Origin of the sequence: Thalassomonas actiniarum, assembly GCF_000948975.2 — a bacterium.
Classification (GTDB): Bacteria; Pseudomonadota; Gammaproteobacteria; order Enterobacterales; family Alteromonadaceae; genus Thalassomonas; species Thalassomonas actiniarum.
Genome location: NZ_CP059735.1, coordinates 4,721,398 through 4,742,817 on the forward strand (window position 1 = coordinate 4,721,398; position 21,420 = coordinate 4,742,817).

The window sequence follows — 21,420 nt, forward strand, 5'->3', positions numbered from 1 at the left end:
ACTTTCCTGACATCGGCCTTTAAGGTTGAAGTTCGGCTAAAAACTCGGAGACTTTCGCCAAGCCTGCAACTAATACCTCGGGGTTGTTGGCAAAACCGATACGCACATAACCTTCCATATCCATCACGCTGCCGGGCGTAAACATCACCCCTTTGGCTTCCAACAGTTGGACACAGAATTCACGGGAGCTCATCTTAAGCTTGTATTTCAATAAAGCCACAGTGGCACTTTGCGGTTTGGTATAAGAGATCAGTGGCTCTTTAGCCACCCAAGCATCGAGTACCGCCAGGTTCTCCCGGGTAATTTTCCGGCTGCGGGCCAGAATGGCCTCACGGTTTTCCAGGGCAATAGCGGCAAAATAATCATCGAGTAAACCGACACTGATGGTATTATAATCCCTGTGGATGGCCACCTGTTCCAGCAATGGCTTAGGGCCAACGATCCAGCCAAGGCGTAATCCCGCCAGGGAAAAGGATTTTGACATGCTGGCAGTGCTGATGCCTTTTTCATAAAGATCGGCCACTGAGGCGGTAAAACCATTCCCCTGCTGATCTGTGCCCCGGTATACCTCGTCAGATAACAGATAGGCATCACAGCTGCGGGCAATCTCCACTATGGCGTTGAGCATGTTTTCATCCATCAGGGAGCCGGTGGGGTTGTTGGGATTATTGATAGCGATCAGAGAGGTATTGTCGGTGACCAGGGACTTTAATTCTTCCAGGTCCGGCAGAAAGTTATTTTCTTCCCTTAATTTCAGGATTTGCACATCGGCGCCATAACTTTCGGGAATAGAATAATGCTGCTGATAGGTCGGCAATACCGAGATCACCCGGTCACCGGGGGAAACCAGGGTGGCATGCACCAGGGCATTGGCGCCGATAGCGCCATGGGTAATAAGCACATTATCCCTATGCTGGCTTTGGTACAAACTGGCGACATTGTCCCGTAACCTGTTAGAGCCTTCGATTGCGCCATAGGTCATTTTCATCGGTAACAGCTCTGCCATTACCGTGTCTTTTTTACCGGCCATGGTCAGCAATTCATCCAGTGTTAACGACTCGACACAGGTTTCCGCTAAATTATAAAGGCAGTTGTTTTCATATTCATTCATCCAGATCTCAACGCCAAAGGCCTTAATTTTCATGTTATCCTCCCAAGCTCAAACTGACAGGCTCGAACTTATAATAAAGTGTAATTGATACCCGGGGATTAAATCCCGATAGCGGTTGCTTTTATTGCTGCTGGTTTTGCAATAACTTCCACAAACCGTAAGCCATGGCGATATCTTCCAAACCCAGCCCTATCGAGCGGAAAAAGACAGCTTTGCTAAAATCAGGCAATGGGCAGTTAGCGTTAACCAAATCGGGCAAATCGCCTTTGATCTCTTTCTTATTCCAGCTTAACTCTGTCTCTGCCAGCACCATTTCACCGGCACTGTCGGGTGTCGTGGCTTTATAGTCGCAATAAACATCGGCATTAAGCAGCAAAGACGGCGATACTTCATGGGCATTGGCAACATTGGTACTGATGGAGGTCACCAATACACCGGGAGATAACAACTCACTGGTCACCACAGGCGTTCCGGAAGAAGTACAAAGCATGACTACATCAGCACCGGCAATACAGTGCTCACTGGAAGTGCAGAACACCACCCTTTCGTCGATGGCAGTAAATGCTGCCCGTCGCTTTTCGTCGTTAGCCAGTGAGGGGGAATATACCCGGATACTTTGCCATTGGCGCAAGTTTTTCACATGACGTAAATGGGCCAAAGCGATGGCGCCGCTGCCTATGATTGCCAGCTCACGGCTCTGAACTTTCGCTAAATAGTCTACCGCCAGCGCGGTTGTTCCTGCGGTGCGCTCCGCGGTTAACAAAGCAGAATCACACCATAATAACGGCTGCCCGGTACGCTGTGACATCAAGCTGGTCCAGGCGGTGATCACAGGCGCTGTTTCGGTGATCAAATAGGGAGAAAGCTTAGCGCCAAAAACTTCCTGCTCAGCCATGGCCCCCGAATAAGTAATAAAATCGCCGGCATCTTGAGGTAACAGGGTGAGGGTTTGCGGAGGCTGCACCGCATGATTTTGCCCCAGGCTACGAAACATCGCGGTAAGTTCGTTTTTTACATCCAGCAGGGGTAACAGGGCGTTAACCTGATCTTGCTGCAAAATAACCGGTGGCTGGTTGTGACTGATAGCGTGACTAAGATGACAATTCATAATTTCCCCGACACAATACTTGAGATACTTAAAAATCTATCGTAGACTTTCAAGTACACACACGTCAAGCTTAAAAGAAATATTTGTTACCGGCTGAATTAATGGTTTCGATACCGCTTTAGCTATCGGCTGGGATAACGGCATAAGCTGTCGTCCCCTGTCATCGCTTTACATGGCAAGAAGTGCGCCGCTATAATCCAAGCTCTGACAGCGCCCTTAACCCCGATTACCAAAAAAGAAAATGACCAATAACAACAAAACAACAAATACCGGTATGCTAAAACAAAGATATGCAGCAGTTGCAGACGGTATTGCCTTATTGTTTTCCGGTTATGCCGAAATCGTGATCCATGATTTAGCCAGCCAAAGCGTGGTGTACATTGCCAATAATATTTCCAAACGCCAGCTCGGCGATGCTTCGGCACTGGAAGAAGTGGATTTTAGCCAGACAAGTGATGTTATCGGTCCCTATGAAAAATTAAACTGGGACGGCCACAAGATACGTTCTACCAGTGTGGTATTACGGGACGATAACTTTGAAGCCATCGGTATGTTATGCATCAATATGTCTATCGGCGCCTTTGAGGCCGCCAGGGAGATGTTAGAGCTGTTTCTGGGGAGCAATAAGGTTATTCCCCAGCCGGAGATCCTCTTTCACGATGACTGGCAGGAGCGTATCAATACCTTTACCCATGCCTGGTTAAAAGAGCACAAGCTCAGCATCAACATACTCACCCATGCCAATAAGCGCCAGTTGGTTGAAGCCCTGTTCCACCAGGGCGCCTTTAACGGCAAAAGCGCTGCCAACTATATCGCCAATATCCTCAATATGGGACGGGCGACGGTTTTTAAGTATTTAAAGGAGATAAAACAGCAGGCCTGATCATTTTATTGCCTGGGAGATCGCCACGCTTTCGCTTCCTGCGAGCTTGGCATACCATACGTCCCTGTATATAACATTAAGGCAGCCGAAGCTGCCTTAAAAATCATAACAGGCGATTAAACCATCAGCTCTCGCTTTGCTGTACTTCGGCCGTCATTAACTGACCTTCTTCACCGGCAAACTTATCCACCCACAGGGCAATAGCACCGTCACCGGTCACATTACAGGCAGTACCGAAACTGTCCTGGGCCAGGTATAAGGCAATCATCAAGGCCAGCGCCGCATCGGTAAAGCCGAGCATAGTGGCCAACAAACCCAATGCCGACATTACCGCACCGCCGGGAGCCCCCGGGGCCGCGATCATAGTCACGCCTAACATCAAAATAAAGCCTAACATACCGCCTAAGCCGGGCAAGGCTAGTTCCGGGGTCAATAACATCACAGCGGTTGCACAGGTGACAATGGTGATGGTTGAGCCGCTTAAATGGATAGAGGCACATAAAGGCACGGTAAAGTTGGCAATGCCGTCTTTCACCTTATTGGCCTTATTCGCTTTTAACGATACCGGAATCGTCGCGGCACTCGACATAGTGCCCAGCGCGGTAAAATAAGCCGGCAGCATGTTTTTCAACAAAAACAGCGGGGATTTACCCAGCGCCATACCGGTAGTGATATATAAAATCGTGATCCAAACCCAGTGCATGATCAGCGCTAACAGCAGCACCACGCCAAAAGTTTTTAACGTGGCAAACACCGTACCGTCGACCGTCATTTCCGCAAAAACACCGGCAATATAAAAAGGTAAAGCAGGAATGATCACTTTACCCAGCAAGACTTCGACGATATCCCGGGCTTCATTGATGCCGCCGCGCAGCAATTTGGCATTGGTGGCGCTGATGCCGATACCAAGAATAAACGCCAGCGCCAGCGCCGTCATCACTTCAAATAACGGCGGTATGGCGATATCGATAAAACCTTTAAGCTTCTCCCCTTCTTCTGCCGCGGCAATGGTGTCACCTGAGATTAATCCGGGTAAGACATTACTGGCGACCAGAAAAGCCAGGATACCGGCCACTACGGTAGAGCCGTACGCCAGACCTACGGTTTTGCCCAGCAAGGAGCCTGAGCCCTGGGGCAGTGAAGCAATACCGCTGGCAATATAGAACAGGATAATAAGGGGGATGGTGAACTTAATCAGCTGGCCGATCAGGGTTTGCCCGGTAAAAGTCAGCTGAATAAGGAAATCGGGTCCATATAGCCCTATCAGCATGCCGGCAACAATACCGGCAATGAGTTTAACCACCAAATTCATAAGCACTCCAGTTGTTATAATAATTGTAATTTAATTAATGCCCAGCATTCTAACCCGAGTCTTATTGTTCCCGCCAGTTAACCTTGAGATAAGCACGGTTATTTTCCCCCGGCTTTGGCGCAAGGTAATCTTTACAAGCAAAATAACCGGCTGCCGCCACTAAAGTTTCCCCGTAATAAATAAAAGGAATACGTTGGCGCAACCAGGGGGGCAATGCCAGCTCCTGCAGCACCTTTTTTAGTGGTCGGCTGTGCCGGCGATAATCCGGCAGGCACCTGGGATTTTGGTGACTGAATTTTACCGTTACTGGCTCAGATGCCTGTGGCAGGCGCAAGTATAGAGTTTTTCTTTCCTGCTTAGCCGGACCAAGGCCATGCTCAGCCATCACCTTAACGTTTGAAGATGAAAAACTTAAAGTCCCGAGATGATCCGGCAGTTCGATTGTTGCCGCCTTATCGGCTGCATCTAATAGTAGTTGCTGCTGCCAGCTGCTGATATCCTGAAAACCTCCGGTCAGGTATAGGCCGTCCCGGTAACGTCGCAGCCAGGCATCGGCCATTTTAACCGCCGGTGTTTTATCCGCCGGGGCGCCCAGCTGCACATGCACCTGGTTAAGTTGCTCGGCGCTTGGCATCAGGCATTTGTGCTGGTCAAGAAAATAACGCAGCAGATTGTTGAATCTCGCCTTTGATAGTTTTGCCAACTCAGGTACAGATAACACCCTGGCTGACAAAGTTGTCTGCGCTAAGTCCTGCTGCGCCAGCTCCGTCAGCAACTCCTGCCCTTCCCGGCAGTGCTCGCTACTGCGCCCCATAGTAGCAACCATTGACGGCCAGCGCCCGGTGAGCAGTGGCATGATCTGATGTCGAATAAAGTTACGGTCAAAACGGGTATCGCTGTTGGACTCATCTTCTATCCAGCTCAGTTGATGCCCCCTGGCATAATCCTCAATATCCCTGCGCCTGAGCGCCAGCAGCGGCCGTACTAAAGTATGCCCGCCAAGTGCAGAGACACTGGCCATAGCAGACAAACCTTTTAACCCGGCCCCCCGTTTTAACGCCAGCAACAAGGTTTCCCCCTGATCGTCACTGTGATGTCCGGTGATGATCAAAGCCCCTTTAGGTGCAAGCTGCTGCAGGGCCTGATACCTGGCCTCCCGGGCAAGGGCTTCCAGACTTTGCGAGCCGGAGACATCCAGGGTCACTTGCCGGCATATCAACTCCAGTCCAAGCTTTTGGCATTCAAACTCGGCGCTTTGTTGCCACAAAGCTGCATTTTCACTCAGCCCGTGATTGATATGACAAACCATTAACGGGTTATCCAGGCGTTTTGCCTGTTTAAGCCTGGCCAGGGCATATAATAAGACCTGAGAGTCAACCCCACCGCTGTAGGCGATCACCACGGTTTTTTTCGGGTAGCTGCGAAAGAAGTTTTCCAGTGTCTGTTCAATTAATGACATGTTAGCTGTTTAGACGGGGGAAAGAAAAACGGCTATTCATGGTAAGAATAGCCGTCATGGAGTTTGCCTTGGCTTGGCTTAATTTAGCTTAGCAGTAGCCGTAAGACATCAGGCGCTGATAACGTTGTTCGATCAGCTCTTCCTGAGATAAGTCTTCAAGTGCTACCAGGTCACTTTTGATCGCCTGCTTCAACAAAGCGGCCATTTGATCCATGTCCCGGTGCGCGCCGCCTAAAGGCTCTTCTACGATATTATCAATCAGTTCAAGCTCTTTAATACGACTGGCGGTAATACCCATGGCTTCAGCCGCCATAGAGGCCTTCTCCGCCGTTTTCCATAAAATAGACGCACAACCTTCGGGAGAAATAACCGAGTAGGTGGAGTATTTCAGCATATTAACCCGGTCGCCGACACCGATTGCCAGTGCGCCGCCTGAGCCGCCTTCACCAATCACGGTACAAACGATAGGCACGGTTAAACGCGCCATCACTTTTAGGTTACGGGCGATGGCTTCACTTTGGCCGCGCTCTTCGGCGCCAACCCCGGGGTAGGCACCCGGGGTGTCGATAAAGGTGATGATCGGCATGTTAAAACGCTCGGCCATTTCCATTAAACGCAGGGCTTTACGGTAACCTTCCGGTCTCGGCATGCCAAAGTTACGCTTGACCTTTTCGCTGGTAGAGCGTCCCTTCTGGTGGCCAATGACCATCACGGGTTTGCCGTCAAGGCGCGCGGTGCCGCCGACAATGGCATTATCATCGGCATAGGCGCGGTCGCCGGCCAGTTCATCAAACTCGGTGAAAATACGCGGCAAATAGTCCAGGGTATAAGGACGCTGCGGATGCCTGGCGACACGGGCGGTTTGCCAGGGATCGAGATTGGCAAAGATTTTCTTGGTCTGCTCGTTGTTCTTTTCCTTGAGCTGGGTGATTTGCTCTTCCAAATCAAGGTTGAGCTCCTGGCCCGTATTCACAAGTTGCAGCTCTTCAATTTTCGCTTCAAGTTCCGCAATAGGTTGCTCAAAGTCTAAAAAATTTAATGACATATCTTTCTTTTTACCTGAATTTTTTTGTACCAGCCCAAAGCTGGTAACGCTTATTTAAATCGTAGGGCAATGTTGTCATCGCCAAGCAAAGTTTTAAGCTCGTATAACAACATATCCGCCGGTGTAACCCGCCACTGTACGCCAAGTTCCAGCATCGCCTGCGCCTCTTCGCGCTGGTAAAATACCCGAACCGGACAGGTACCGTCCTTATAGGGAGACAGTACCTGAGTAAATTTTGTAATAAAATCGTCTTGTATCGCCGATCTAACAACTTGAATATCCAAAGAAGAAACGTAATTTTCCCTGGCATCAGCAATCGTCATTATATCCCGGCCGGTCATTGTATTACCACCTGAATATTCATCAAAGCTGACCTGTCCGCTACAGACCAAAATAGCATCGTTTACCAGCAGTTCGGCAAAGCGATCATAGTCGTCGGGAAACAGGCGGACATCCATGCGCGCACTCTTATCGTCCAGGGTTACCAGGGCCCAGCGCCGGCCACGCTTATTCACCAGCACCCGCACGCCGATCACCAGGCCGACCGCCACCGCCGATCTGTCTTTGCCGGTGGGCTGCATGGTTACCAGGCGCCCGGAGGCATATTTTTTAATTTCCGCCAGGTAACGGTTAATCGGATGCCCGGTTAAATATAAACCTAAAGTTTCTTTTTCACCATCAAGCCAGATTTCTTCCGGCCAGGGAGCCACATCTTTAAAGGCCTGGCGGGTATCGTCCGGCTCTTCGTTGATCAAACCAAAAAGATCGTTTTGCCCGAGGGCCTGCGCCTTGGCATGTTGCTCCGCCGCCTTAATGGCTTCCGGCAGGCTCGCCATCAACGCCGCCCGGTGCGGGCCGAGATTATCCATGGCGCCGGCTTTGACCAGACGTTCCAGTACCCGCTTATTGGTTTTTTTCAAATCCAGCCGGGCGCAAAAATCAAATAAGTCGACAAAAGGACCGCCTTCTTGACGGGCACTAATAATAGCTTCGATCGGGCCTTCCCCTACCCCTTTGATGGCGCCGATACCATAGACGATTTCATTATCGTCATTGACGGTAAATTTATACTGGCCGACATTGACATCCGGCGGCAGCAATGGAATGCCCATATTGTCGCATTCATCTGCCAGGGTAACGATTTTATCGGTATTATCCATATCCGCCGACATAACCGCCGCCATAAAGGGCGCCGGATAATGGGCTTTCATCCACAGGGTTTGATAGGACACCAGGGCATAGGCGGCAGAGTGGGATTTGTTAAAACCATAGCCGGCAAACTTTTCCACCAGGTCGAAAATTTTCATCGCCAGCTCGCCGTCAACACCGCGATCGACGGCACCTTTTTCAAAGCCCGCCCTTTGCTTGGCCATCTCCTCCGGTTTTTTCTTACCCATGGCCCGGCGCAGCATGTCCGCGCCGCCTAAGGTATAACCCGCCAGCACCTGGGCAATCTGCATCACCTGCTCCTGATACAGGATAATGCCGTAGGTAGGTTCAAGAATCGGTTTTAAGTCGATATGCTGCCAGGTGGCATCCGGGTAACTGATTTCTTCCCGGCCATGCTTACGTTCGATAAAGTTATCAACCATGCCCGATTGCAGCGGCCCCGGTCTGAACAGGGCAACCAGCGCGATAATATCTTCAAAGCAATCCGGTTTCAGCTTAGCGATCAGGGATTTCATACCGCTGGATTCCAGCTGGAATACCGCAGTTGTTTCCGACTTTAATAGCAAGTCAAAACTTCTTTTGTCCTCCAGGTCGATACTGGCGATATCAATCGGCTCTTTGCCTTGCTTTAACAGTTTTTCATCCGCCATTTCTATTGCCCATTGCAATATCGTCAGCGTTCTTAAACCGAGAAAGTCAAATTTTACCAGGCCGGCATCTTCAACATCATTTTTATCGAACTGGGTAACCGGGTTATTACCTTCTTCATCACAATATAAAGGGGCGAAATCCGTAATCGTGGTGGGGGATATAACCACCCCCCCCGCATGCTTACCGGCGTTTCTCGTGGTACCCTCCAAGATACGGCACATGTCAATTAAGTCTTTCACTTCGCTGTCTTGTGCGTAAACTTCGGGTAATTTCGGCTCCACTTCAAAGGCTTTTGCCAATGTCATACCGGGATCCCCCGGGATCAGTTTCGAGATACGATCAACAAAACCATAGGGATGACCCAATACCCGGCCGACATCCCGGATAACGGCTTTCGCCGCCATGGTACCGAAAGTAATGATTTGTGATACCGCGTCACGACCATAAAGCTCGGCAACATGGTCGATAACTTCATCACGCCGGTCCATGCAAAAGTCGATATCAAAATCCGGCATCGAAACCCGCTCAGGGTTCAAGAAACGTTCGAAAAGCAAATCGTATTCAAGCGGATCCAGGTCAGTAATTTTCTGGGCATAAGCAACTAAAGAACCCGCACCTGAGCCCCGCCCCGGCCCCACCGGAATATTATTATCCTTACTCCACTGGATAAACTCCATTACGATCAAGAAGTAACCTGGGAACCCCATGTTATTGACAACTTCCAGCTCCACCGCTAAACGTTCATCGTAAGGTTTACGTTTCTCGGCAAAATCGGGAGCATCTTTATCAAACAGAAACTCTAACCGTTCCTGTAAACCTTCTTCGGAAACTTTAACAAGATAATCTTCTATCGATAAACCTTCTGTTGGAAAGTCCGGCAGCACGTACTCGCCGAGGCGTACTGTGGTATTACACCTTTTGGCAATTTCTACCGAGTTCGCCAGGGCTTCGGGGATATCGGCAAAAAGCTCACACATCTCTTCTTCAGAGCGCAGATACTGCTCTGGACTGTAACGTTTCGGGCGCCGTTTATCATCGAGGGTAAAACCATCATGGATGGCAACGCGAATTTCATGGGCCTCGAAATCTTCCGGCGATAAGAACATCACCTCGTTGGTGGCCACCACAGGAAGCATATGCTCACTGGCCAACCGCACCGCCTGATGTAAATAGTTCTCTTCATCATCACGGCCGGTACGTATCAGCTCAAGGTAAAAATGATCGGCAAAATACTGCTGATAAAAGGCCACCATCTCGACCACCATTTCCTGGTTGCCTTTAAGCAGCGCCTTGCCTATGTCTCCTTCGCGGCCGCCGGAAAGTAAAATGAGCCCCTGGGCATGTTCAATCAGCCATGCCTTATCGATCACCGCCCGCCCCTGGATATGGCCGCGCAGGTAAGCCTTAGAAATGAGTTCAGTCAGGTTTTTATAGCCGGTATTATCGGCGCTGAGGATCACCAGCCGTGATAACTCATCTTCAAGCTCATCACTTTTCACCCAAAAATCGGCACCGATGATCGGTTTAATGCCGGCGCCATGGGTGCCGTGATAAAATTTCACCAGCCCGCATAAATTGGTTTGATCTGTCAGCGCCAGTGCCGGCAGGTTTAACTCCGTCGCTTTGGCGATAATGGGTTTAACTTTTTTCAGGCCATCACACATGGAAAAGTCACTGTGGATGCGCAAATGGACAAATTTAGGCTCAACCTGAGCTGGAGCTTCCGGGCTAAGTTCAGACATTAGCCTTGTCCCCCTTTGCTGCTGGCCAGCACATTCGCCACCGGCTTAAAGCTTTGCCGGTAACAGTCCAGCACGCCGAATTTTACAATATTTTCCAAATGGGCCTTGGTCGGGTAGCCCTTGTGCTGGGCAAAGCCATATTCCGGGTGTAATTTATCCAGGGCGATCATTTCTTCATCCCGGGCCACTTTTGCCAAAATAGAAGCGGCACTGATTTCCGCTACCCTGGCATCCCCTTTGACCACCGCCTGGCTTTCAATGCCAAAATTAGGGCAACGGTTGCCGTCCACCAGTACATGATCCGGCGGTACCGCTAATCCCTGCACCGCCCGCTGCATCGCCAGCATAGTGGCATGCAAAATATTTAAGGTATCAATTTCTTCCGGCGTGGCCCGGCCGATGGCCCAGGCTACCGCATGGGTCTTGATTTCCTTCGCCAGCAGGCTGCGTTTTTTTTCCGATAGTTTTTTCGAGTCCATCAACCCTTCAACCGGGTTATCCGGGTCGAGGATCACGGCAGCGGTTACCACATCCCCTACCAAAGGGCCCCGGCCGACTTCATCCACCCCGGCAATACAATAGGCCACGGGATATTCAAAATCAGGTAAGGGAGTCTTTTTTGCTGCCGTTTTACTCATGCTGTTATCTGTCCGGTTTTATCTTAGCCGGTTTGGGGGAATCCGGCTTTACTTGGAAATTACAAATTACGAATAATCATGACTTATCAGGCCCGCTTTTTCTATAAAGCATAAAGCGCCCTGCAAGCAATAGTGTTTTACTTTTTAACTAAGGTCAATACGGCTTTTGCCGCTTGCGCACTGGCATCCTGTCTTAACTTATGGTGAATGTCGGTGAAAGTTTCATTCAGCTGCGACTGATCCTGGTATAAACGCTCTTTTAACAAAGGCAGGATGTTATCAGGTGTCACCTGCTGCTGCAGTAATTCCGGCACCAACTCCCGGTTGGCCAGGAGGTTAGGCAGAGAAAACCATTTCAACTTCACCAACCATTTACCCAGAAGGTAGGTCAGGACATTAAATTTATAGGTGATCACCATAGGCCGTTTGATCAGTGCTGCTTCTAAGGTGACGGTACCCGATGCCATCAACAGGCAATCGCTGGCCGCCATTACCTGCTGGGTTTTATTAACGATCAACGTCAGGGGTAAGTCCGGCGCGTGCTCCCGGTGCAGCTGCTTAAACTGCTCCGCCCTGTGCTCGCTGATCATAGGCACGACAAAAGTAAGTTTCGGATCTTGTGCTAACAACAACTGCGCACTTTGTAAAAACACCGGCACCAGACGAGATAATTCCCCGCCCCGGCTACCGGGCATCAGGGCAAGGATTTTTCCCTCTGCTTTGAGGTCAAGTTCATCCCTGGCCTGTGCTTTATCCGAGGTCAGGGGGATATCATCTGCCAGAGAATGGCCGACAAAGGTACAGGGGACCTGGTGCTTATCGTAAAAGGCTTTTTCAAAGGGTAATAGCGCCAGCACCATATTGGTGGCGCGCTCAATTTTAAAAATACGCTTTTCCCGCCAGGCCCATACCGAAGGGCTGACATAATGTACCGTGGGGATCCCGGTTTGTTTGAGCCTTTCTTCCAACCCCAGGTTAAAGTCCGGGGCATCGATGCCGATAAAAACATCCGGCTTATTTGTGGTAAAGTACCGGACCAGGCTTTTACGCACATGCAATAACCGGCGCAAACGCCCGAGCACTTCCACTATACCCATCACCGCCAACTCTTCCATCGAGTACAGGCTTTCAAAGCCCAGCGCCAACATTTTTGGTCCGCCGATGCCGATAAACTTTGCCTCTGGGTGGGTTTTTCTTAATGCCGAGATCAATCCGGCTCCTAAGGTATCTCCGGAATGTTCACCGACAACGATAGCAAAAACCGGCGCCGGTAAATCGGCAGGGCGAGTCTGAAGATTAGAAGAGTTCATAGGTTATTTATGATGATAAGTCTTAGGATAAAGGTTAACGAATGATACCGCGGCCGGAGTTGCGGATAAAATCAGCAAAATCCTTAACCGCCGCCGTGGTTTGGGCCAGCTTGTCGACTTCCAGCAGGGCCTCCTCCACCGTCAGTCCCTTACGGTAAACCTCTTTATAAGCCCGGCGAATCGCTAAAATATCACTTTTTTCAAAGCCCCTGCGTTTCAGCCCTTCAACGTTTAGACCAAAAGGCGCTGCGCCGTGGCCCGAGGCCATCACATAAGGGGGAACATCTTTTAATACCAAGGCATTGGCGGCAACAAAACTGTGGGCACCGATATGACAAAATTGGTGCACCCCGGACATGCCGCCTAAAATGGCATAATCACCGACATGAACATGCCCGGCAATCGAGGCATTATTTGCCATGATGCAGTTATTGCCGACCACACAGTCATGGGCTACATGGGTGTAGGCCATAAACAAATTGTTGCTGCCGATTTGTGTCAGACTGTTATCTTGTATGGTGCCCCTGTGGATAGTACAGGATTCACGAAAAACATTATTATCACCTACCACCAGTTCGGTCGGCTCGCCGGCATATTTTAAATCCTGGCAATCTTCGCCGATACTGGCAAACTGGAAAATACGGTTACCGGCGCCGAGGCGGGTCGGCCCCTTGATCACGACATGGGAGTGGATCTCGCAATTATCGCCAATCACCACGTCTTTGCCGATATAACTCCAGGGACCGATGGTGACATTTTTGCCTATCACGGCGCCCGGCTCGATAATCGCCTGTTCATGAATCATACTGGTACTCACAATCTATAACGCTCTTCTTGCACACATAAGATCGGCGGAGCACACGACTTTTCCGTCAACTTTCGCTTCGCCATAAAACTTCCACATACCACGACGTTCTTTGATAAATTCAACATGCAAGTGCATGGTATCCCCGGGCACCACAGGCTTTTTGAATTTGGCGTTATCAATGGAGGCAAACAAATACATTTCCTTGTCTTCCCGTCCTTCGGTGGATTTAAAACCTAAGATACCGGTCGCCTGGGCCAGGCTTTCCAGGATCATCACACCGGGAAAGATAGCAAAGTCGGGAAAATGTCCGGTAAAGACCGGCTCATTGATGGTCACATTCTTAATGGCGTGCAGCCATTTGCCCGGTTGGTAGTCCAACACCCGATCAACCAATAACATCGGATAGCGGTGCGGGATCAATGTCTGAATTTCTTCGACATCAATAACGTTTTTTTGGGATTCCAAATTATTGTCTCTTTTTAAATTTAATACGGTCATTAATCGCGGAAAACGGCATAAAAGGCCAGTTAGTAAAGACAAACCCGGGGGCCAATAAACAAGGGTTATTAGCACTGCCGGGTCTTACTTTCGCGCGTTAAAGCATGTTAAGTGTGTTGCTACTTTTTAATTTCAGCAAGTTCTTTTTCAAGCGTTTTAATACGCTGCGCCATTTGATCTAACTTTTTGATCCTGGCGTTGGTTTTGTTCCATTCTTTATTGGGCATACAAGGCATACCGGAAGAATAGACCCCGGGCTCCTTGATGGCTTTAGTGACCATGGCCCTGCCGGTAAAGACACAGCCGTCGGCGATTTCCATATGGCCGTTAATGGCGACCATGCCGGCAATGGTACAATTTTTACCTATCACGGCACTGCCGGCAATCACGCTGCACCCGGCAACGGCGGTATTGTCGCCGATAATGACATTATGGGCGATTTGCACCTGGTTATCTAAAATAACCCCGTCGCCAATCACGGTATTTTCCAAAGCGCCGCGATCTATGGTGGTACTGGCGCCGATTTCCACCCGGTCACCGACCACCACAGTGCCTAACTGGGGGATCTTCAACCATTGTCCCTGATTCGGGGCATAACCAAAACCGTCTGAGCCAATCACACTGCCCGATTGCACCAAGCAGTCCTGCCCCATACGTACCTGGTGGTAAACACTGACATTGGCCCATAACCGGGTATTTTCACCGATCACGGCGTTTTCACCGATAAAACAGCCGGCGCCGATACTTACGCCGTTCGCCAGGGTTACCCCGGCGCTGATCACGCTATTGGCGCCGATAGTGACATTTTCGCCAATATCGGCGCTTTCATCAATCACCGCCGAAGCATGGATGTCTTTTGCCGGGGCAGGCGTGCTGTCCAGCAACTGCGCCACCAGGGCATAACCCATATAGGGGTTTGCCATCACCAGGGCATTGGTGGGACAATCCGCCAAGGTGTCTTCCGACAGGATAACGGCACTGGCCCCGGTGCCCGCCAAGGACTGGCGATATTTGCTATTGGCAAGAAAAGCTATCTGCCCTGCCTGTGCGCCTTCAAGGGTGGCAAGGCTGCTTACCGTAACGGTTTCGTCACCGCTCACCTTGGCCCCTAATTTTTGCGCTAATTCAGCAAGTGTATAATTCATCCGAACTTTCATCCGAGCTTATTACTTCAACTTGCTGACTTGCTCAACAACTTCTTTAGTAATACTCGCGTCAGGTTTTGAGAAAACCACGGCTTTTTGCTCGATGATCAGGTCGTATTTGCCTTTGGCGGCAATGCCGTCGATGGCCTGGCGAACCAGAGCGATGATCTTGTTGGTTTCTTCATTTTGGCGTAAACCGGTTTTTTGCTGGAACGCCTTACCCTTGGTTTGATACTCTTGGTATAACTCGGCAATTTTCTTATCCAGGTCTTCCTGCTCTTTTTTGCTCATGATGGAGCTGTCGCGCTTTTTCTTTTCCTGATTATATTTAATATCAGACTCTAATTGCGCCAATACCGCTTTTTCATCTTTAAATTCCGCTTCCAGGCTTTGCATCACAGCTGCCGTTTGTGGGATCTGGCTCATCACTTCCTGGAAGTTTACTACGGCAATTTTTTGATCTGCCGCCATCGCCGAGCTGGCTAATAACATTCCAGAAGCCGCAGCCGTCATGGCAATAGATTTAATAAGTTTTTTCAACGTTTTCTCCTAATTAATTATTGTTACTGAATCCGGATCAGTTATTTAAAAAGTTTTACCTATGTTAAAGCTAAAGAAGCTGGTGTCGTCATCATCTTCTTTTTTCAGTGCTTTTGCAAAACTAAAGATCATCGGGCCCATAGGGGATAACCACTGGACCGACAGGCCGGCAGAGCTTCTAAAACTGCCAGGATCCGAGAAATCCTTGATTTTCAGGAACTCATCCTCATCTAAATCTCGATAATCGTCAAGATCAAATTCCGTATCCCAGACATTACCGACATCAACAAATAAACTGCTGCGTACGCTGTTGGCCATACCTTCGTCTAAAAACGGCGTCGGCACGATCAACTCAACACCGCCGATGGCCATGGCGTTACCGCCGACCGAACGGGGCGATATGGTGATAAAGTCGCCATCCTTACTAAAACAGCAATTTACGCCGCCGGTCGGGTTACTAAACTCGGTCGCCCGGCGATAAACGGCGCGCGGACCAACAATATTGGACTCAAAGCCCCTTAAGGTGTCGGAGCCACCGGCGCGGAAGTTTTCCCAGAACGGCAACAACTGATCATGCTCGCCGACAGTGCTGTAGCCGTTACCATAACCCGCCTGGAACCTGGTTAACACACTCCAGCGCTGATCCCGGCTTAACGGGAAATACCACTTGGTATCTAGATTAAACTTAAAGTAATTCACATCCGAGTTTGGCGTGGTGATCTTAGCACTTAAACTCTGTCTGGAACCTGCGGTCGGGAAGGTCCCCCGGTTCAGGGTCGAACGGGAAATACTGGCCGAAAGATCAAAGGTTTCAAAGGTCAGCTTTTCATCCGGCTTATCCGGATTCGAGTAGATATCATAGAAACTCTGGATCTGCTCATAAGACTGCAAGCGGGTAATACCGTTACTCTTATAACCGACACCAAAATTCAGCCGTACATATTCATCGATCGGGAAGCCAAGGTTGACCCCGATCCCATAAGTCTGGTTCTCATATTTTTCCAGGTTAGCACTACCGGCATCAAATTCGTTGTAATAAATCTGCCCGCCGAGGGAAACACCGTCTACGGTAAAGTAAGGGTCGGTATAAGAAACACTGATACTGCGGGAATAACTGACGGTATTGATATTAAACGCCAGGCGGTTACCCGTACCCAGGAAGTTGTTTTGCTGGATACCGGCATTCAGGCTTAGCTGGGTCTGCGAGCCGTAACCTATACCCGCGGTAAAAGAGCCGGAAGCCTGCTCTTTAACATCAAAGTCGACATCGACCAGATCGTCTTCGCCCGGCACCTGGTTGGTTTCAAACTCCACCGTTTCCACATAAGGCAGACGGGCAATCCAGGCTTTAGAGCTTTCTACCTGGGAGTTGGATAACCAGGCACCTTCCATCTGGCGCATTTCCCGGCGGATAACCCGGTCTGCGGTCACATTATGGCCTTTGATATTGATGCGGTTAACATAAATACGCTTGCCGGGATCCACCGAGATAGATAATTTAACGGTTTTATCTTCATCGTTGATTTCCGGAATCGTCACCACCTTAGGGTAGGCGTAACCGTAACGGCCGAGGAACTTGCTGATCAGCTCTTCGGTATAGGTGACTTCGGCGCCGTTATATAACTTATCTTTACTTAAGGGATTGATAGCGCGTATGGTGTTGTCAAAACCGGCCAGGTCGCCGATAAAGTCTACTTCACTTACGGTATACTGCTCACCTTCGGTAACGTTGAGGGCAATATAGACAGACTCTTTATTCGGCGTCATCGACACCTGGGTCGAGTCCATTTTAAAACGCAGATAACCGCGGTCTAAATAATAACTGCTGATGGTTTCCATATCCCCTTGCAGGGTCTGTTTCTGGTACCTGTCCTGGGCCATAAAATCCCACCAGGGAGAATCAAAGGTCAGCTCGATACGCTCAAGCAACTCTTCATCGCTGAACACTTCATTACCAACAATATTGATTTGCTGGATAGCCGCCGCATCACCTTCACTGAAGACAAATTTCAAATTAACCCGGTTACGGGGCAAATGGGTAATTTCGGCTTTAACATCGGCATTATATTTACCGACACTGTGGTAAAAGTCTTCAAGACCCTGCTCGATACCGGAAATAACGGTTTTATCCAGGGTTTCCCCGACACGGATATCGCTGCCGTCCAGGCTTTCGATCAATTGTTCGTCTTTTAAGTCGCTATTGCCATCAAAAATAATATCACTGATTGTGGCGCGCTCCTGCACCCGGTAAATGACCCGGTCACCGTCACGAGAGACAGCAATATCACTAAAATGTCCTGAGCGATAAAGGGCTTTAATGGACTGGGAGATACGAAACTCATTAAGGGTATCGCCGATATTGAAAGGAATATGGGTTAAAGCCGCACCAAGGGCAACCCGCTGCAATCCCTTAACCTGAATATCTTCAACCTGAAAGTCTTCGGCTGCTTGTACATTTGTTCCTAACGCGCCTAATAAAACGGCCAGGGCAATTTTTTTAATTATCATAGAATGTTAACTTAATTTACTTCTTTTAGTTAAAGCCGCGATAGATCGTTAAATAACGCTATACTCATCAATCCCAGTAACGCTATGGCCCCAAATTTAAAACCCGCTTGCTGCACTTTCTCAGGAACCGGCTTGCCGGTTAAAAGCTCTATAAGATAATAGAGTAAGTGCCCGCCATCAAGTACCGGTAAAGGCAAAAGGTTAATAATGCCTAAATTAATGCTGATCAGCGCCAAAAAGCCTAAAAAGTAGACTATACCGTAGCCGGCGCTGTTACCTGCGCCCTGGGCTATGGCAATCGGGCCACTTAAGTTTTTCACCGAGACATCGCCGGTAATTAACTTGCCTATCATATCAAAACTCAGCACCACCAGTTCCCAGGTCTTGATGACACTCTCACCTATGGCATCTATCGGGCCGTAGCTAATATCAATTTTATATTGCTCGGGCCAGGGTGCTGACTTGGGTGAGACACCTAAATAACCGATTGGTTCCCCGCCGCGCTTGCGAGCGCCCAGTAAAACGTCAATTTGCTGTGACCTTCCCTGACGATTAATGGTCAGTTGTACTTGCTGATTGGGATATAAGGCAATTTTTTTAGAAAATTCATACCAGTTATTGTTAACGCTTTCGCCATTGATGGCTTCAAGCACATCCCCGACCTGTAATCCGGCTTTTGCCGCCGGGCTGTCCGGGGCAACCACGGTCAGCTCGGTGGAAACATGCGGGCGAAACGGGGTAATGCCAAGACTTGCCAGGGCAGAGATTTTCTCCGGCGCAAACTGCCAGTCCTGTGTAGCCAGCACATATGTATCGGGTTTTACCCGGTCGCTGGCTTTGCTTTTAATTTCTATCGAGTCACTGCCGATTTCCGCTACCAGGGATAAGTTCACGTCCTGCCAGTCCAGGGTTTCTCTTCCTGCCACTTCAACAATTTGCGACTTCACCGGCAGGTTTGCTTTTGCGGCAATAGAGTCCTGTTCAATGTCACCGATAATCGGCTTAACGCTGGGCACACCGATTAAGAACATCAGGTAAAAGGCAAAAATAGCAAAAGCAAAGTTGGCAAAAGGACCGGCGGCAATAATGGCGATACGCTGATAAACAGATTTGCTGTTAAAGGTTTTATCCTTATCCTCTGGCAAAACATCATCAACCCGCTCATCGAGCATTTTGACATAACCGCCAAGGGGGATTAAGGCAACAACAAATTCGGTGCCGTGCTTGTCTGTGGTTTGCCACAAGGTTTTCCCAAAACCGACGGAAAAGCGCTCGACTTTAACGCCGTTTTTACGGGCCACCCAAAAATGACCGTACTCATGTATGGTGACCAGGATGCCAAGGGCAACGATAAAAGAGCCTAAATTCCAGATAAAATCAATCATGTTAGATATTTCTCCCCTCAGCAGGGTGTTTTATCGCCGTTAACAGACTAGTAGCATATTCCCTTACCCGGCGATCTAAAGCAACAACATCATTAATATTGGCTATTTCTTCTGAGACAAACTTATTCACAGAAGTTTCATTAATTGTGAAAATATCGGTAAATTTCAGCTCACCGTTTAAGAAAGCCTCCACCGCGACTTCATTAGCGGCATTTAAGGCGGTGCAAGCCCCCTGCCCGGCGCGGCAGGCATCGATGGCCAGCTTGAGGTTGGGGTATTTAACAAAGTCTACCGCTTGAAATTCAAAAGCCGCCGCACTGAAAAAATCTAAATCCTCAACACCCGCTTCGATACGTTCCGGGTAGGCCAGCGCATGGGCGATAGGGGTACGCATATCCGGATTGCCCATCTGGGCCAGCACCGAGCCGTCTTTATACTGCACCATGGAATGTATGGTGCTTTGCGGATGCAAGACCACCTGGATATCGTCCGCCGTGACATTAAACAGCCATTTGGCTTCAATAAACTCCAGCCCTTTATTCATCATGGTGGCCGAGTCCACCGAAATTTTACGCCCCATATCCCAGTTGGGATGAGCACAGGCCTGCTCCGGGGTCACACTGGCCAGCAAATCGTTATCCAGGGTGCGAAAGGGACCGCCTGAGCCGGTTAACAAGATTTTTCTAATGCCGTTATCTGCCAATTGGCTATTACCCGGTGCCTGCTGCACGCTTTGTGGCAAACACTGGAAAATGGCATTATGCTCGCTGTCTATCGGTAATAACCGGGCGCCGGAGGCTTTTACCGCGTCCATAAAGATAGCGCCGGAAGTGACCAGGGCTTCCTTATTGGCCAGTAATACCCGCTTACCGGCTGTAACCGCCGCTAGGGTCGGCATTAAACCTGAGGCGCCGACAATGGCCGCCATCACGGTATCGGTTTCCTGGGCACCGGCGATATCCACTAACGCCTGCTGCCCCGACAGCACCTGGATATCAACCAAGCCTTCTGAGGATAACTTTTCAGCAAGCTGTTTAGCCGCCACTTCACACACCATGACCACCTGTTTGGGCTTAAATTCCAGGCATTGCTCAAGCATCTTATCAACACTGGCATTGGCGGAGAGTGAAAGTACAGAAAATTTATCGCCATGACGGCGCACCACATCCAGGGTGCTCATGCCGATAGAGCCGGTTGAGCCCAGGATACATAATTGATGTTTTACCACGGGTTCACCAGCCTATCAGCGCGTAACAAAGGGCAAATATCGGCGCGGTTGCGGTTAAGCTGTCGATACGATCTAAAATACCGCCATGACCCGGCAGGATAGAGCCGCTGTCTTTTATCCCCGCCTGGCGCTTAAACATACTTTCGTTTAAATCCCCCAGCACGGATATCGTGGTAATAATCGCCGTCACCAGCAAGATAATCCCGAACTGTTTGGCATTCCAGTCCATGATATAACCGGCGCTTGACACTAAAATACAGGCGAATGCCACGCCGCCGAAAAAGCCTTCCAGGGTTTTGCCCGGGCTGACATTGGGCAGTAATTTATGCTTACCGACCGCCTTACCAACAAAATAGGCGCCGATATCGGCGCTCCATACCATCAAAAACAATACCATCAGCAATTGCGCGCCGTGGTAATGATCCCCCTGGTATTCACTGGAGCGGATCACCATAAAGGCCAGCCAGGTCGGCACTAAGGTCAACCAGCCGAAAATGCCGCGCACCGAACGGTGACTGGACCAGAAGCCACTATATTTGGGATATAAAAAGGTTAATATTGCCGATAGCGCCCACCAGGCCAGCGACAGCCAAAGTAACAGCTGCACCGGCTGTTGCAGGGTTTCTTTATCCAGCCACAGTTGCTGTGGCGGCAGAAAATGCCAGATAGCGCTGATCAGCAACACATTTGTCAGCACAAACAATAACCGGCGAACCTTTTGGTTAAAGCCCATTAACGGCCCCCATTCCCAGGCACCGATTGACATAATAAGCAACAGCAGACCGGCAAATAAATCAAGCGGCAGATAAAATATCGCCGCAATTGCCGATGGCGCCAGCACTAGTGCAGTTAAGATTCTTTGCTTTAACAAGCTATGAT

General features: G+C 49.5%; 17 protein-coding genes. 1 reads left to right on the forward strand and 16 read right to left on the reverse strand.

Going from position 1 to position 21,420, the window contains the following annotated elements; all coding sequences use genetic code 11:
* Positions 1-19: 19 nt before the first annotated feature.
* Together SG35_RS20555 and SG35_RS20560 are read right to left on the reverse strand one after the other, a co-directional pair.
* On the reverse strand, positions 20-1,144 hold the full coding sequence (locus SG35_RS20555) for an aminotransferase (RefSeq protein ID WP_044833331.1): 1,125 nt from the start codon (positions 1,142-1,144) through the stop codon (positions 20-22).
* An 88-nt stretch (positions 1,145-1,232) separates the two neighbouring features.
* On the reverse strand, positions 1,233-2,219 hold the full coding sequence (locus tag SG35_RS20560) for an ornithine cyclodeaminase family protein (protein WP_044833332.1): 987 nt from the start codon (positions 2,217-2,219) through the stop codon (positions 1,233-1,235).
* Between the two features lie 241 nt (positions 2,220-2,460).
* Here SG35_RS20560 and SG35_RS20565 point away from each other — a divergent pair, with 241 nt between their 5' ends.
* Complete coding sequence (locus tag SG35_RS20565; RefSeq protein ID WP_044833333.1) at positions 2,461-3,102, forward strand: helix-turn-helix transcriptional regulator; 642 nt, start codon at positions 2,461-2,463, stop codon at positions 3,100-3,102.
* Positions 3,103-3,226: 124 nt separating this feature from the next.
* On the opposite strand, the gene SG35_RS20570 is transcribed toward SG35_RS20565, so the two are convergent.
* From SG35_RS20570 to SG35_RS20635, 14 genes are all read right to left on the reverse strand, one after another.
* On the reverse strand, positions 3,227-4,414 hold the full coding sequence (locus SG35_RS20570) for a dicarboxylate/amino acid:cation symporter (protein WP_044833334.1): 1,188 nt from the start codon (positions 4,412-4,414) through the stop codon (positions 3,227-3,229).
* 61 nt (positions 4,415-4,475) lie between these two features.
* The gene (gene tilS, locus SG35_RS20575) at positions 4,476-5,873 is read right to left on the reverse strand and encodes a tRNA lysidine(34) synthetase TilS (RefSeq protein WP_044833335.1); all 1,398 of its coding nucleotides are present in this window, start codon (positions 5,871-5,873) and stop codon (positions 4,476-4,478) included.
* Between the two features lie 88 nt (positions 5,874-5,961).
* The gene (gene accA, locus SG35_RS20580) at positions 5,962-6,918 is read right to left on the reverse strand and encodes an acetyl-CoA carboxylase carboxyl transferase subunit alpha (RefSeq protein WP_044833336.1); all 957 of its coding nucleotides are present in this window, start codon (positions 6,916-6,918) and stop codon (positions 5,962-5,964) included.
* Positions 6,919-6,968: 50 nt separating this feature from the next.
* On the reverse strand, positions 6,969-10,481 hold the full coding sequence (gene dnaE, locus SG35_RS20585) for a DNA polymerase III subunit alpha (protein ID WP_044833337.1): 3,513 nt from the start codon (positions 10,479-10,481) through the stop codon (positions 6,969-6,971).
* Positions 10,481-11,119 carry a ribonuclease HII gene (gene rnhB, locus SG35_RS20590; RefSeq protein WP_044833338.1) on the reverse strand — a complete coding sequence of 213 codons (639 nt, stop codon included), beginning with the start codon at positions 11,117-11,119 and terminating at the stop codon, positions 10,481-10,483. Before rnhB ends, dnaE begins: the two co-directional genes overlap by 1 nt.
* 137 nt (positions 11,120-11,256) lie before the next feature.
* On the reverse strand, positions 11,257-12,429 hold the full coding sequence (gene lpxB / locus SG35_RS20595; protein WP_044833339.1) for a lipid-A-disaccharide synthase: 1,173 nt from the start codon (positions 12,427-12,429) through the stop codon (positions 11,257-11,259).
* Positions 12,430-12,463: 34 nt separating this feature from the next.
* The gene (gene lpxA / locus SG35_RS20600; protein WP_044833340.1) at positions 12,464-13,234 is read right to left on the reverse strand and encodes an acyl-ACP--UDP-N-acetylglucosamine O-acyltransferase; all 771 of its coding nucleotides are present in this window, start codon (positions 13,232-13,234) and stop codon (positions 12,464-12,466) included.
* A gap of 15 nt (positions 13,235-13,249) precedes the next feature.
* The gene (gene fabZ / locus SG35_RS20605) at positions 13,250-13,702 is read right to left on the reverse strand and encodes a 3-hydroxyacyl-ACP dehydratase FabZ (RefSeq protein WP_044833367.1); all 453 of its coding nucleotides are present in this window, start codon (positions 13,700-13,702) and stop codon (positions 13,250-13,252) included.
* 152 nt (positions 13,703-13,854) lie between these two features.
* Positions 13,855-14,880: a UDP-3-O-(3-hydroxymyristoyl)glucosamine N-acyltransferase gene (gene lpxD / locus SG35_RS20610; protein ID WP_044833341.1), complete on the reverse strand. Its 1,026-nt coding sequence runs from the start codon at positions 14,878-14,880 to the stop codon at positions 13,855-13,857.
* Between the two features lie 21 nt (positions 14,881-14,901).
* The gene (locus SG35_RS20615) at positions 14,902-15,420 is read right to left on the reverse strand and encodes an OmpH/Skp family outer membrane protein (RefSeq protein WP_044833342.1); all 519 of its coding nucleotides are present in this window, start codon (positions 15,418-15,420) and stop codon (positions 14,902-14,904) included.
* A gap of 45 nt (positions 15,421-15,465) precedes the next feature.
* Positions 15,466-17,928, reverse strand: coding sequence for an outer membrane protein assembly factor BamA (bamA, locus tag SG35_RS20620; protein ID WP_044833343.1), 2,463 nt, complete (start codon positions 17,926-17,928; stop codon positions 15,466-15,468).
* Positions 17,929-17,957: 29 nt separating this feature from the next.
* Positions 17,958-19,313: a sigma E protease regulator RseP gene (gene rseP / locus SG35_RS20625; RefSeq protein WP_044833344.1), complete on the reverse strand. Its 1,356-nt coding sequence runs from the start codon at positions 19,311-19,313 to the stop codon at positions 17,958-17,960.
* 1 nt (position 19,314) lies between these two features.
* The gene (ispC, locus tag SG35_RS20630; RefSeq protein ID WP_084692776.1) at positions 19,315-20,541 is read right to left on the reverse strand and encodes a 1-deoxy-D-xylulose-5-phosphate reductoisomerase; all 1,227 of its coding nucleotides are present in this window, start codon (positions 20,539-20,541) and stop codon (positions 19,315-19,317) included.
* 4 nt (positions 20,542-20,545) lie between these two features.
* Positions 20,546-21,412 (reverse strand): phosphatidate cytidylyltransferase, encoded by an 867-nt coding sequence (locus tag SG35_RS20635; protein ID WP_044833345.1) that lies wholly within the window; start codon positions 21,410-21,412, stop codon positions 20,546-20,548.
* Positions 21,413-21,420 lie beyond the last annotated feature (8 nt).